This window comes from Sphingobacterium bovisgrunnientis, from assembly GCF_009829085.1.
Lineage (GTDB): Bacteria > Bacteroidota > Bacteroidia > Sphingobacteriales > Sphingobacteriaceae > Sphingobacterium > Sphingobacterium bovisgrunnientis.
In genome coordinates, this window is record NZ_WUQY01000019.1 from 1 (window position 1) to 15,068 (window position 15,068).

12 protein-coding genes are annotated in these 15,068 nt (G+C 36.0%); 8 read left to right on the forward strand and 4 right to left on the reverse strand.

The window, feature by feature from the left end:
- Positions 1-261 precede the first annotated feature (261 nt).
- Positions 262-837: a glycoside hydrolase family 43 protein gene (locus GOQ16_RS17625; RefSeq protein WP_204987462.1), complete on the forward strand. Its 576-nt coding sequence runs from the start codon at positions 262-264 to the stop codon at positions 835-837.
- Positions 838-1,238: 401 nt separating this feature from the next.
- A complete protein-coding gene (locus GOQ16_RS10335; RefSeq protein WP_160069205.1) occupies positions 1,239-2,306 on the forward strand; it encodes a fatty acid desaturase family protein in 1,068 nt (355 codons plus the stop codon).
- 50 nt (positions 2,307-2,356) lie between these two features.
- On the opposite strand, the gene GOQ16_RS10340 is transcribed toward GOQ16_RS10335, so the two are convergent.
- The 4 genes from GOQ16_RS10340 to GOQ16_RS10355 all read right to left on the reverse strand — a co-directional run bounded on the left by GOQ16_RS10340 (position 2,357) and on the right by GOQ16_RS10355 (position 8,885).
- On the reverse strand, positions 2,357-3,334 hold the full coding sequence (locus GOQ16_RS10340) for a c-type cytochrome (RefSeq protein WP_160069206.1): 978 nt from the start codon (positions 3,332-3,334) through the stop codon (positions 2,357-2,359).
- Between the two features lie 186 nt (positions 3,335-3,520).
- On the reverse strand, positions 3,521-4,756 hold the full coding sequence (gene odhB / locus GOQ16_RS10345) for a 2-oxoglutarate dehydrogenase complex dihydrolipoyllysine-residue succinyltransferase (RefSeq protein WP_160069207.1): 1,236 nt from the start codon (positions 4,754-4,756) through the stop codon (positions 3,521-3,523).
- Positions 4,757-4,821: 65 nt separating this feature from the next.
- Positions 4,822-7,560 carry a 2-oxoglutarate dehydrogenase E1 component gene (locus GOQ16_RS10350; protein ID WP_160069208.1) on the reverse strand — a complete coding sequence of 913 codons (2,739 nt, stop codon included), beginning with the start codon at positions 7,558-7,560 and terminating at the stop codon, positions 4,822-4,824.
- Between the two features lie 140 nt (positions 7,561-7,700).
- Positions 7,701-8,885: a deoxyribodipyrimidine photo-lyase gene (locus tag GOQ16_RS10355; protein ID WP_160069209.1), complete on the reverse strand. Its 1,185-nt coding sequence runs from the start codon at positions 8,883-8,885 to the stop codon at positions 7,701-7,703.
- A gap of 177 nt (positions 8,886-9,062) precedes the next feature.
- Here GOQ16_RS10355 and GOQ16_RS10360 point away from each other — a divergent pair, with 177 nt between their 5' ends.
- The 6 genes from GOQ16_RS10360 to GOQ16_RS10385 all read left to right on the forward strand — a co-directional run bounded on the left by GOQ16_RS10360 (position 9,063) and on the right by GOQ16_RS10385 (position 14,988).
- Entirely contained in the window at positions 9,063-9,923 is an 861-nt protein-coding gene (locus GOQ16_RS10360; RefSeq protein ID WP_160069210.1) for a hypothetical protein, read from the forward strand.
- A 69-nt stretch (positions 9,924-9,992) separates the two neighbouring features.
- A complete protein-coding gene (locus GOQ16_RS10365) occupies positions 9,993-11,834 on the forward strand; it encodes a UbiD family decarboxylase (RefSeq protein WP_160069211.1) in 1,842 nt (613 codons plus the stop codon).
- Positions 11,835-12,216: 382 nt separating this feature from the next.
- Complete coding sequence (locus GOQ16_RS10370; protein ID WP_160069212.1) at positions 12,217-12,903, forward strand: ATP-binding cassette domain-containing protein; 687 nt, start codon at positions 12,217-12,219, stop codon at positions 12,901-12,903.
- 52 nt (positions 12,904-12,955) lie between these two features.
- Complete coding sequence (locus tag GOQ16_RS10375; RefSeq protein WP_160069213.1) at positions 12,956-13,438, forward strand: hypothetical protein; 483 nt, start codon at positions 12,956-12,958, stop codon at positions 13,436-13,438.
- Positions 13,439-13,538: 100 nt separating this feature from the next.
- On the forward strand, positions 13,539-13,916 hold the full coding sequence (gene crcB / locus GOQ16_RS10380) for a fluoride efflux transporter CrcB (RefSeq protein WP_160069214.1): 378 nt from the start codon (positions 13,539-13,541) through the stop codon (positions 13,914-13,916).
- 58 nt (positions 13,917-13,974) lie between these two features.
- The gene (locus tag GOQ16_RS10385; RefSeq protein WP_160069215.1) at positions 13,975-14,988 is read left to right on the forward strand and encodes a lipid A deacylase; all 1,014 of its coding nucleotides are present in this window, start codon (positions 13,975-13,977) and stop codon (positions 14,986-14,988) included.
- The last annotated feature ends 80 nt before the right edge of the window (positions 14,989-15,068 follow it).

Consider the following 15,068-nt stretch of genomic DNA (forward strand, 5'->3'; position numbering starts at 1 on the left):
TCCTGAAAATGAAAAATGAAAAAAATACGCCTTGAGATCAAGTCAAGAAAGAAAAAAAAGAACCTGAGTAGTTACAACAAAACATGAGATCTGTAATTTTTATAATCATCACATTGTGTACTGAATAATGGCTATTCACAAGAAAAGTACACATTCAAGGATACAGATGGTAAACACATCAATGCACATGGAGGTGGTATATTATTTCACAAGGGAACGTATTATTGGTATGGTGAAATAAAAGAAGGTGAATCTTACAGTATGCCTTCAGGCTCACGTCGCGTTGATGCTGGAGGGGTATCTTGCTATTCATCCAAAGATTTAAAAAATTGGAAAAATGAAGGTGTCGTATTGGCTGCAAACACAACTGACCCTAACCACGATTTACACATATCTAAAGTTATTGAAAGGCCAAAAGTAGTCTACAATAAGAAAACTAAGAAATATGTGATGTGGATGCATGTCGACTCTGAAGACTACAGTTATGCTCGTTCTGGTGTTGCCGTTAGTGATAAAGCAACAGGACCATTTACGTATATCGAAAGCGTGCGACCGAATGGCTATATTGCACGAGATATGACGTTATTTGTAGATGATGATGGTAAAGCGTATCATTTTTTCTCCTCAGAAGACAACAAAACAATGCATATTGCTTTATTATCCGACGATTACCTTAAACACACAACTACTTATAAAAGAATTTTTATCGAGAAAAGTCGTGAAGCCCCTGCTGTATTTAAATACAAGAAAAGGTATTATATCGTGACATCTGGCCTTACAGGCTGGCACCAAAATGAAGCTAATTATGGCAGTGCGGATGAAATATTAGGCGACTGACAAACTATGGTAATCCATGTAAAGGCAAAGACGCTCATATCCCCTACTATGGTCAAGGTACTTTTGTAATTCCTGTGAATGCTAAAAAAAATAAATTCATTTTCATGGCAGACAAATGGAATGAACGTGACTTAAAATCCTCGACTTACCTTTGGAAAACATTATATGTCAATAACAAGAATGAAGTTGTTATAGGTGAGAATGAAGAATAATTTGACTGTTTAATTATATGTAAATCGCAGAGCTAGACGTTACGTTTACGCTCTGCTTTTCTTTATAATCAGCTACAGTAAAACACTAAATTTTTGTTAAATAAATTTAAATATGATTTCTATTTTGTATATTTAAATAATTAACATGCGGAAGTTATGCTCCGTTATTCCACACAGTCAAAAATTAGAATGACTCAAACAATTAAATTCAACCAGAAAAATTCATTATTCTCCAAAAGTCTTAAACAGAAAACGAATAATTATTTCAGTAGTAACTTTACTAAAAAAACAGGCAACAGAAGAATTTTCATTAAAGCATCTGTCCTCTTAATTTCATTTGCTGTATTATATAGCATTTTAGTCTTTTTCCAACCGCACTGGTTAATCAGCATTCTACTCTGTATGATCTTCGGTGTCAACCTAGCCGCTATTGGATTTAATATCATGCATGATGCGGGACACAATTCATTCTCAGAAAATAAAAGACTGAATACAGTCTTATCTTATAGCCTAAATTTGCTGGGTGGTAATATATATTTTTGGAAATTAAAACATAATATTGCGCACCATACTTATACTAACATTGATGGCGAAGATCATGATATTGAAGTTAAATTCATGCGTATACACCACGACCAAAAGTTAAAGAAACATCATAAATACCAACATTTATATTTTCTAGGATTGTACAGTATTTCGTATTTGGCTTGGATATTCTATCAGGACTATGAGAAATATTTTAGACAGCGTATGTCTCCAAATGCGGATAAATTTAATTTCCCATTGAAGGAAAAAATTATTTTTTGGTCTTCGAAAGTATTTCATTTTATCTTATTCCTTGTTATCCCTATCATGGTATTGGGATGGACAAAAGCGCTATTGGGATTACTAATTTCAGCTATTGTTTGTGGATTATGTTTGGCTATTGTATTCCAGTTAGCCCATGTGGTTGATGGCACTCACTTCAAATCAAACGAGGTGGTAGAAGAAGAATGGATGATTCATCAATTGCAAACGACGGCTAATTTTTCGACGAAGAGCAAAGTTTTGACTTGGCTTTTGGGCGGATTAAATTTCCAGGTTGAGCATCACTTATTTCCTAAGATAAGTCACGTACATTATCCCGAATTAAACAAGATCGTTCGAGAAACTTGCCAAGAACACAACATTCCTTATATAGAATACAAAACATTTTGGCAGGCATTCATGTCGCACATACGCGTGATTAAATTCATGGCAAAACCGACAGCCGCCTAAAAACTCAAAGGTATTAAAGAAATCAAGCTTTAATACCTTTTTTTATCCTATCACTTTTTATGCGGTTCAAACTTGACTACTAGGTTATCTTTTGGCTCTAAACTATCTAAATAGTCGTATATAGCTTCCAAATCCGACACTTTCATACCACCATACATCGTCCAAGGCATAGGTGTATTCCAGTCTGTCGCTTTTAATTTTTCAGCTGCATATGTGCTGTCAACATAATGTTTAAAGCGATTTACAAAAGTTTCCTTTGTCCAAGACCCAATTCCATTTGTCTTGTGCATGGTAATATTTGGTCCACGGACTATACCTGCAGGTTGCTGAAATTCCATACCTCCACCGTATTCTGTACCCTTTACCAACGCACCTTTATCAGTTTGGCTATGACAATCCACACATCCGGCTGCATTAATTACATAAGCTCCATATGCTACACTATCTGAAGGACTAGGGATTTCTGTTAATGAAGCAATTTTAGGAGAAAGATTGACCAAGATATTCACTGGAAAGTCTAATTCTCGCTCTGGAACTTCTGATTCTATATGTTCGAGAGTACGCAAATACGCAATTATGCTATAAATGTCTTCTGTGTCCATAGTGCCATAATTGTGATAAGGCATCACCGAGAACATAGCCTTGCCGTCTTTATTGACACCAGAAGTAATTGCTCTAAAAATTTCTCCATCAGTCCATTCGTTTAAATTGTGTGGCGTGATATTGGGTGAGTAAATTGTCCCTGGAAAACCCATATCAGTACTAAAGCGCTCACCACCTGCCCCTAAATCACCTGCTAAGGGCGCAGAAAATCTTGTCCAATCTCGAGTGCTGTGACAATCCATGCATACAGTGACGTGGTTTGCCAAATATTTACCGCGTTGGATTAGTTCCGCTGTTGAATCAACCGTTAATGTAGGTGCAGGTCCGACATTCGGTAAAAAATAAATGAGATACGTACTCGCAAGGATGAGAATAAGGAGTACAAAGCCGATTACGGCTAATAGTACTTTTAAAATTTTGTTCATAATTTAAGGTTAGATGGTCAGTCGATTAATTAAGCTAACAAAGTAAATTTACTAAAATAATTATATTATTAATATTTTTTTTAATATATAATTAATTTAGTGAATAATTTTCATTTACTATCTCCTTAAATAAAGAAGCCCTATTCGATGAAAATAGGGCTTCAAATTATATTATATAAGTATAACTTATACTTCTAATAATAAACGAGCTGGGTCTTCTAATAGTTGTTTAACACGAACTAAGAAACTTACTGACTCACGACCATCGATGATACGGTGATCATATGATAACGCGATGTACATCATTGGACGGATAACCACTTGACCGTTTTCAGCGATAGGACGTTGCACTATATTGTGCATACCCAAAATTGCTGATTGAGGAGCATTAATAATTGGAGTTGACATCATTGATCCAAATACACCACCATTAGTGATAGTAAATGTACCGCCAGTCATCTCATCAATAGTCAATTTATTATCCCTTGCTTTAGTCGCTAGAGCGATAATTTCTTTTTCAATTCCTTGCAAAGAAAGTTTGTCCGCATTACGAATAACTGGAACTACTAAGCCTTTTGGCGCAGAAACAGCAATAGATACATCAGCGAAATCAGAATATACGATTTCGTTTTCTTCGATACGCGCATTAACTGCAGGCCATTCTCTCAATGCTGTAGTCACAGCTTTAGTAAAGAATGACATGAAACCAAGACCTACACCGTGTTTCTCTTTGAAAATATCTTTGTATTTAGCTCTCAAGTCCATGATAGGCTGCATGTTCACTTCATTGAATGTAGTCAACATAGCAGTTTCGTTTTTCACAGAAACTAAACGCTTAGCGATAGTTTTACGTAAAGAACTCATTTTCTCACGACGCTCATTACGCTCACCAGTTACTGCAGGTGCTGCAGCCGGAGTTACTGTAGCAGGTTTTGCTTCTGCTTTAGGAGCTGCAGGTTTAGCTTGTGCTTTCTCTGCATCTTCTTTAGTAATACGTCCGTCTTTACCTGTACCTTTTATAGTCGAAGCATCAATACCTTTTTCTCTTAAAATTTTTGCCGCAGCAGGAGAAGCTGTACCAGCCGCGTACGAGTCTGGATCTTCTGATGCTTCTTGCGCTTTAGCTGCTGGAGCAGCAGATTCTGTAGCTGCAGGAGCCTCCGCTTTTGCGTCACCAGCAGGAGCATCACCATCTTCGATGGTACATACTACAGCACCGATCTCTAACGTATCGCCTTCTTGTGCGATGATACGTAGAATACCAGCTTTCTCTGCAGGTAATTCAAATGTAGCTTTGTCTGATTCCAATTCAGCGATGTTTTCGTCCATTTCGACGTAATCGCCATCTTGTTTTAGCCATTGGGCTAATGTTACTTCGGTGATCGATTCACCAACGGTAGGGACTTTGATTTCTAAGCTCATGTGTTTATTCTTTAAAACCAACGTTGCAATAGTTCTCTATTACAACGCAGGTCTTTTATTTTTGTTTATGCAAATGCTTTATTAATAATTGCTTCTTGTTGCGCAACATGTTGTTTCATATAACCAGTCGCAGGACTTCCACTTTCGTTTCTTGCGATAACGTCGGTGAATTCGATATCAGTTCTTCTAAATTTGCGGCAAAAATGAGGCCATGCACCCATGTTTTCATTTTCTTCCTGCACCCAAATGAACTCCGTAGCTTTGCTGTATTTTTTATGAATAGCTTGTAATTGTTCTACAGGAGAAGGATATAATTGTTCGATACGAACGATAGCAATATCAGTGCGTTTTTCAGCTTGCTGACGATCCAACAATTCGTAATAAATTTTACCTGAACAGAATAATACACGTTTCACTGAAGCCGCTTTTACTGAAACATCATCAATTACTTCTTGGAAATTAGTTGTTGTAAAGTCAGCTAATGGTGAAACTACTTTAGGGTGACGCAATAAACTTTTTGGTGTGAAAACTACCAAAGGCTTACGGAAGTCACGTACCAATTGACGACGCAACAAGTGGAAATAGTTAGCTGGTGTAGTACAGTTTGCAATGATTAAATTATCATTTGCACACAATTCTAAGAATCTTTCGATACGACCCGAAGAGTGCTCTGGACCTTGACCTTCCATACCATGTGGAAGCATCATAACCAAACCATTCGAACGTTTCCATTTCGTTTCGCCAGAACTTAAATATTGGTCAACTACAATCTGTGCACCGTTATAGAAATCACCAAATTGTGCTTCCCAAACTGTCAAAGCTTGTGGATTTGCCGAAGCATATCCGTATTCAAAACCTAAAACACCATACTCTGATAGTAATGAATTGTAAATATTGAATTTATCTCCACCTTTGATTTGAGCCAAAGGTGCATATTTCTCTTCTGAATCTTCTAAAGTCAATACCGCATGACGGTGTGAAAATGTACCGCGTTGAACGTCCTGTCCAGAGATACGAACACGTTTACCTTCATTTAACAACGTCGCGTATGCCATCAACTCACCCATCGCCCAGTCGTACGAATTTTTTCCAATCATAGCTGCACGATCTTCGTACAATTTTGAAATCTTACGGAAAATCTTCTTGTCTTTTGGCAATGATGTAATTTCTTTGGCTAGCGATAAGAAAGTCTTGTCGTCTACTTTTGTGTCAACTGGAACGAAAATATCCGCTTTTTTAGCTGGACGTAATCCTTTCCATGCACCGCCAAACATTGGAACTTCTTCCACTAAAACTTCTACAGCTTTCGCTTCTTCCAATTGTGTTTGCAAATAGTCTTTGAATTCTTTCTCAACTTGTTTAGCATATTTAGCATCAATAGAACCTTCTGCTTCTAATTTTTTCGCATATACATCTTTTGGATTTGGATGCTTTTCAATTAGTTTGTACAATAATGGTTGAGTGAACTTTGGCTCATCCGCTTCATTGTGACCGAAACGACGGTAACACAATAAATCAATAAACACATCAGTTTTATATTTTTGACGGTATTCTACCGCTAAATTGATTGCATATACTACCGCTTCTGCATCGTCACCATTCACATGGAATACAGGTGAAGACGTGATTTTCGCTACGTCAGTACAGTAAGTTCCCGAACGCGCATCTTTGTAGTTCGTCGTGAAACCTACTTGGTTGTTGATTACAATGTGAACAGTACCACCAGTTTTGTAACCGTCCAATTTGGACATTTGAGTAACCTCATATACAACACCTTGACCTGCAATAGCTGCATCACCGTGAATTAAGATGGGTGCAATTTTTGACGAATCACCATCGTATTTCATGTCAATCTTAGAACGAACCATACCTTCAACGATAGGATCAACTGTCTCTAAGTGTGAAGGATTTGGTGCTAGTGACAAGTGAATTGTCTTACCACTGTCCGTTGTGATATCAGAAGAATAACCTAAGTGATATTTAACGTCACCGCCAAATTGTAATTCAGGATCTTCTTGTTTATACATTTTACCTTCGAACTCAGATAAAATTGTTTTGTAAGGCTTACCCATGATGTTTGCTAATACATTCAAACGACCACGGTGCGCCATACCGATCATAAATTCTTGAATACCTAATTCAGCACCTTTTTCCATTACTGAATCTAATGCAGGCACCAAGCTTTCTGCACCTTCCAAAGAGAAACGTTTTTGTCCTAAGAATTTTGTTCCTAAGAAGCTTTCAAAAACAACAGCTTTATTGATTTTTTGTAAAATACGTTTCTTTTGCTCTACAGAATATTTAGGTTGGTTACGATCCGCTTCCATGCGCTCTTGCAACCATTTAATTTTTTCTGGATTACGAATATATTTGAATTCAGCACCAATCGAACGACAGTATGTATCTTCGATTAATTGGCGAATATCTCGTAATTTTGCTGGACCAATACCGATTTCAATACCTGCATTGAAAACTGTATCCATGTCTGCTTCTGACAAACCAAAAGTTTCTAATTCTTTGCCCGGATAGTATTTACGACGCTCACGAACAGGGTTTGTTTGGGTGAATAAGTGACCACGATCTCTGTAACCATGAATCATATTCAATACATTGATTTCTTTTAAAGCGTGCTCTGAAACATTCTCATCCTCAATAACTACGCCCTCAGAACTCTGACCAAATTCAAAGCCTTCGAAAAATTTTTGCCATCCAAAATCTATCGAATTTGGATCTTGTTTGTACGCTTGATATAAGCCATCAATATAACTTGAATCGGCATTACTCAAATATGTAAGTTTGTCCATTATAATATTACAGTCTATATAATTCGCCAAATTTATGAATTAATATGCAGTTATTTGTATTGAAATTGAAGATTTTGGAGCAGAAAAAGCAAAGTTTTAACTGTTAAAATATTTTTGACTTTTATGAATAATTTTTAGCTTCAAACTTCCTGTTCTTTGGTCTTTTTTATCCTTAACCAGTCCGCATATGACTTATTGTTTTTCAAACTTGTCCCCTCACCTGCAATATGCGACCAAAAACCATAAATAGTAGCAGGCGCATAATCCACCAATTGCTTTTCGAAAAACGCTGCTCCTGTCAACCAAGGCTGCTTAAGTTCATGGATAAAATATAACGCTAGATACTCACGTTCTGCACGAGTAATCATACCTTCATTATTTAGACGATCAATCAAAGAATTAATCTCCGAGTCTTCGGTTTTCCCATCTACAAATGACTCAATCGCCTGCGCATCATCTTCACGTTGTTCAGAAGATTTGAAATAACAGTTGGTAAATTTCTTAAGCATGAAACGGTAGTAATCGCGCCAAAGTAAACCTTCGATGACCAAACTCAATTTTTTCTTATTTTGTGTATTTTGATGTGCTATAAAGAAATGAAAAGCTTGTGCAGGCGACAATACGCCATGTGCTAAATATGGTGACAAAACCGTGTACAAATCTTTATGTTTATCTGGTTCTACCAACACCGCATGCATCGCTTTTTGAGCTGCCAATTCACCATATGACGCCAAATCATCCTTCACCTGAAATGGAAATTCAGTTTTCTCCAAATGTGGTGGTATAGCTATTTGTTTTACATCAGGAAGACAAGCACGAACAAAACTTTCTTTAGCTACTTTCTTCTTAAAAGTATTGAAATCATTAGGGATGTCCTTTATTGGGAAAGGTAAGTCTTCTTTATGGTACATGGTATGACCAATAAAATGCTTTAAATTGCGCTTCACCTGCCATAGTGACTCCTCGACAAGCTCAGAAACACGTGTCTCACGACGTGCTACTTCACGGTGATGATACACTTCATCCACTTCATACTTTTGCACCAATTTAGGGATGATTTCTTCGGGATAACCTTCATAGGTCAAGAGGTCACCACCTACAGATTGTAATTTTTCTTTTAAGGCCGCGACAGAATGCACAATATAATCGTGTCTTAAATCGCCTGTATTAGAAAACCCCTGTTTTCCTACGGCATAATATCGCGGATCGAAAATATAAACAGGAATTACAAAAGTTGATTTTTCAACGGCTGAAAATAACACCTCATTATCAGATGTCCGCAAATCGTTTCGAAACCATACCAATATAACCTTTCTGCTCATCATAAAATCGTGCGAAGTCCCTCTTAATTTAGAATGTTAATGCGTAAAGATATTGTATTTATATGTATAATCGAACTTACGTAGACCAATATTACACTATTCTAACAATAAAAAAATTAAAACAATACGTTATTTAAATCGGTTATCTAAGATAAATAAACAATTTCCTAACTTCGAAAAATGAATGTTATTACCTGTGGACTTAATTCATATCTTGGCAAAGCTTCATTGCAGTATCTATATGATGTCAACTTCCAAACGCACGGAATTGTTCGCGATCAAAACTTATTAATAAGTAAACTGAAAAGACCTACGCAAACACATCTTTATAATTTTGATATAGTACGCTACACTCCACACAGCATTAATCTTAGTCTACCTGCCTGTAAATTGGCTATTTATTTCACACAAACCCCAGAGCTTAATGACATTGTTGGAGCTAATTATGAATTGTTGTCCATTCGGAATTTCATTCAGTTTTCAAAAAGAAACAATTGTAACCGCATCATCTATGTAGGCACGATCTATGACAGAAAATTCTTATCAGAAATAGAAAAGCTCTTTATAGAATTTGAGGTGAATTTTACTATTATCCTTAAAGATGTTGCCATTGGCGAAGGAACTTCTTTTAATGATTTTATGGACAAAATGCTTAAGAATAAAGTTATCTTTCTTTACAAACCACAAAAAAACGTGAGTTTTAGTCCTATCCATTTAGAAGATTTTATGAATTGGATCAAAAGTGTAGACTGGAATTCCAATTACAGCAATGAATATGTAGAATATACAGGCGCTAACCGAATGGAGATTGAACAAGTTATGAATCTTTACCAAGAGAATATTCCTGCCAATAAGAAACATAAGATTATCCCTATCGCGAATAAAAGAATAGCTAAGATTTTCAATAAATATTTTTCGGGGGTATCGTATGATCAATATGCCGAATACATCTCTGAGATTAGTGATCGCTCGGACACTGAGAATATCAAATCTGTCAAAAGTGACATAATAGTATCATCTTCCACTGTCAGGCGCTTTTAAGAGAGTCCATAAGTACATATAAAGTTAAATAATCTCTTATTTTTGCAATTCACAAACACTTCGAAAATTATGGGATACCCAAGTTTAGCAGCATGTGTAGCTGACTTAGAGAAACACGGACATTTGGTACGAATCAAAGAAGAAGTAAATCCTTATTTGGAAATGGCAGCCATACACATGCGCGTTTATGATGCGCAAGGACCAGCTCTATTGTTTGAAAATATAAAAAGCTCTGAATTTCCTGCTGTTTCTAACTTGTTTGGAACACTTGATCGTTCGAAGTTTATGTTTAGAGATACGTTGGATCACATCAAAAAATTAGTTGATGTGAAAATGGATCCCACCGCAGTATTAAAAAATCCCTTTCAATATATTGGTTCTTCTGCTGTTGCATTAGGAGCCTTACCATGGAAAAAGAAATCTGGAGCTCCTATTCTATACGGTAAAACGCAAATCAGCAAGCTACCGCAAATAGTAAACTGGCCAATGGACGGTGGCGCATTTGTGACTATGCCGCAAGTATATACCGAAGATGTGACCAAGCCAGGTATTATGAAAGCGAATTTGGGTATGTATCGCATTCAACTTTCGGGTAATGAATATATCCAAGACCAAGAAATAGGTTTACATTACCAATTACACCGAGGAATCGGTGTTCACCAACAAAAAGCGAATGAATTAGGCAAGCCTTTGAAAGTAAGTATTTTCGTAGGAGGCCCTCCTTCTCACCCACTTTCAGCCGTTATGCCTCTGCCCGAAGGGTTATCTGAAATGATTTTCGCGGGTGCACTAGGAAACAGAAGATTTCGCTATTTCTACGATGAAGAAGGTTTTTGTATTTCGGCAGATGCTGATTTCGTAATCACAGGAACTGTTTATCCTAGTGAGAACAAACCCGAAGGTCCTTTTGGTGATCACATCGGTTACTACAGTTTGATTCACGATTTTCCGTTGATGAAAGTTCATAACGTGTACCACAAAAAAGATCCAATTTGGTCATTTACGGTTGTCGGACGTCCACCGCAGGAAGACACAAGTTTTGGCGCATTAATTCATGAGATAACAGGTTCAGCCATTCCGCAAGAAATAAACGGCTTGAAAGCTGTTCATGCCGTTGATGCCGCAGGTGTGCACCCTCTTCTATTTGCTATTGGACGTGAATCATATACACCCTACCAAACTGTTGAGCGACCGCAAGAGATATTAACTATCGCAAATCAGGTGCTAGGTAAAAATCAATTGAGTTTAGCTAAATACTTAATCATAGCAGCAGCGGAAGATAATCCTAATTTGGATATTCACGATGTGAAAGGATTTTTCACTCATATTCTGGAGCGCATTGATTTAACACGTGATTTACATTTCCAAACGAACACAACCATAGATACATTGGATTACACGGGTGATGGCTTGAATGCTGGATCGAAAGTTGTATTTGCGGCGGCTGGTTCTAAAAAAAGAGAATTAGCAATAGAGCTCCCAGCAGGATTTGAACTTCCACGACCTTTTAATAAGGCAAAATTAGTATTACCGGGAATTATTGCCATTGAAGGTGCTAATTTTACTTCTTATGACAATGAAGAGAGAGTATTAGAAGCTTGGACGAACGCAGCTAAAGACATTAACTTTGAAGGAATCCAATTGATAGTCTTAGTTGACAATGCTGATTTCACAGCTGCTAATGACAATAACTTTGTGTGGGAAACATTTACTAAGTCAAATCCTGCATATGATATTTATGGTATTAAATCGTTTACCAAATTCAAACATTGGGGATGCGAAGGGCCTGTAATTATTGACGCAAGACGCAAACCGCATCATGCACCAGACTTAATAAAAGATGAAACTGTGGAGCGAAATATCGATAGATTATTTGCAAAAGGTGGTTCATTGCACGGAATTGGATTATAAAAAACAAATAACAACAACGCCAGCAAAATTTTGCTGGCGTTGTTGCTTTTATGCAGATTGTTAAATACTGTGAAAATAAAAAATCATATTTTCCTATTTCATAATTTTAGGTAAATAACCTAAGTATGAAAGTCTACTGGTTTGCATACCGACAACTCCTATTTATTAATATTGCCATTTCTGCTGTATTAAGCTTTGGTTCGAGTGTATCTTTCCCTTTTGTGTTCGCCTCATTTGGTTACATCTGTACAATTTTGTTACACCAATTCTTCTATAAAAATTCTTGGTTTATGTATTTAAATATTGGGTATACAAAAACTAGTATATTGATGGGAACATTTTTCATCAATCTTTTTATATCTATCGCATTATCTCCTATATTATGGATTCTATAGAAAAACAACTATATGTAGATTCTGTAGAATTTTCCTACAACGCTCATGTCCCCATATTGACAGGAGTACATATTCAATGTGATATTGGCGAAATTGTAGGTTTGTTGGGTAGAAATGGTTGTGGTAAATCCACTTTAATGAAAATTATTTTTGGTCTGGTAAACCCTAAAAATGCTTTTATCCGGATAAATAATAAAAGATATAAAAAAGGGTATTTGTCCAAAAATATTTGTTATCTCCCCCAACATAATTTCCTGCCAAACTATTTAACTATTTCAGCGGTGATAAGATTAATGGTAAAGGATCTTACTAAGCAGAATGCCTTACTTGAACAGGATGAAATTATTAGCAAAATTCGACATCAAAAAGTAGCTGATTTGTCAGGTGGTGAAAAACGTTACGTAGAATTAATGCTGCTATTGCAGCAGGACGCTGATTTCTATTTATTAGACGAACCATTTTCAGGTGTTTCACCCTACGTACAGGCTCAAATCCAACAAGTAATTTTAGCAAACAGCAACGATAAAGGATTTATTATTTCAGATCATCATTACCACACGGTTTTAGGTATTGCCACGCGAATAGTACTCTTACAAAACGGTGGATGTCGAAAAATTGAATCCAAAAAAGATTTGGAAATGTTTTATGTACCTGAAGGAACATTTGATGAATAACATATCGAATAGATTTATTTAAATTTAATCAGCAGTTATAAATAAAAAACAAATGAAAATTGTCTTATATATTTTAATTAGTACATCTCTATTTTTAAGCTGTACAACAGAAAAACATGTATTAATTGAAGGAGACCTTTATTTCAAAATTATTAATTATCCGACTTTTTATGGTGCACCAGATAGTCTAATATCCAAATTTGTACGTGAATTACAGACTGTAAACAAGGACTCACTAAAAGAACAAGATAAGGAACAATGGAACTTGCTTAAGTTTATGTATGAAAAAAAGTTAATGGAAAAACCCTATATCAACCTTAAACAAGATAATGGTGAGATTGCTATGCTTTATCTCGACTCTACCGATTTTGTCAAATTAAAGAACTATAACCGTCACGATTTACTTAGAGAAAATAAAAAGATTAGAATAATCACAAAAGCTTTACCTGTAAAATTCGAGTCTTGGACTGCATATGAAAATTTGGATATAATTTCCATAAAGAAAACTGATGGAGAGACGGAATGGATGAAATAAATATAAACAAATCATTTTTAAAATATAAGCTTCAGCCTCTTGCCTTGTTTTTCTTATATTCGAAACATTTTTAGTAATATCCTAGAACATAAAGAGAGTCATGATAAAAGCAATAATTATGGTTGGACTTGGAGGTGCACTTGGCAGTATTTTGCGCTACTTGACAGCTGTACTTTTAAATAAGCATTTCCAATCTGCTTTCCCATTAGCAACATTTGCTGTTAATATTTTAGGATGTTTAATCATAGGCGTGTTATTAGGACTTTTTGAAAGACAGTATTTAACAAGCCCTGATTTTAAGTTATTATTGATTACAGGTTTTTGTGGTGGCTACACCACATTTTCGGCATTTTCAGCTGAGAACATACAATTATTAGAGTCGGGACAAACTTTGACAGCCTTTCTTTATATTGGAGCAAGTATTTTCATCGGCTTGTTTGCACTATGGCTTGGACTTAGTATAGTTAAATTGTCCTAAAAATAACTATCCATTTAATAAGGGAACTTTTTCTATTTTTGTCTTAAAGACAAATAAAATGACGCTATCCAAATCCGCTGTTACAACATTATTTCTATTTACCGTTGCATTTGTTCATAATTTATTTGGGCAAGAAGTGGGGACAAAAGTTGATTTTTTGGGGTATGCGGACAATAGAGAATACAAAGCACCATATACAACAGACAAAACGTTTTTCGGAGCCATTATTTCACCTCAAATCTACTTAAAGCTGGATCAAAATCACAAAATCATAGGCGGTATCCATTACAATCAAGACTTTGGCATCAACTCTGAGAATAAAAACAAAGTAAACCCTATTGCTTACTACAATTTTAATTCAGAACGAATAGATTTTGGAATTGGTTTTATACCGAGACACGAAAAACTTAAGAATATTCCATTACTTGTTTTATCAGACACATTGAACTATGATCGACCTAATCTAGAAGGTATGTTTTTCAATTACCGCAACACAAACGTTTCGCAATCCATATTTATAGATTGGTTGAGCAAACAAGGTGCTGAAAACAGAGAAAGATTTATTGCAGGCATCAGCGGAAATTACAAATTTGGCAAAGCTTATTTTGCAAACGATGGTACACTTTACCACAATGCACTTACCAACACCAATAATCCAGACGAGCACATCCAAGATAATGCTGTATTAGTATTAAGATTAGGATTGGATTTTAGTGAAAATACGCTTCTGGATTCACTGACAATTGATGCCGGAACAGTTTTAGGGTTTGACCGTGTACGCACAGAATATTCCAGCAACAGCAAAGCTTTCATCAGTAATATTCAGTTGACCTACAAGAAATTCTTTATACACAATACCCTGTACTTAGGGGAAGCAATTAATCTACCTTATGGCGATTCTTTTTATCACCGCGACAGATACAACCGTCTTGACTTAGGTTGGATTCCTTTCAAAGGCAAAAATATAGATGGCAAATTCACGGCATCATTTCATTTCCGAGACGGCGGAATGGACAATCAACAAGCCTTCACACTACGTTACCGATTTGATCAATCCCTCTGGCAGAAATAAAAATTAAGCTTTCTAAAACCAAATCCAACATCTCGTTATTAATTAAATAACAATAATTAATGACAAAGCACTTACTTTAA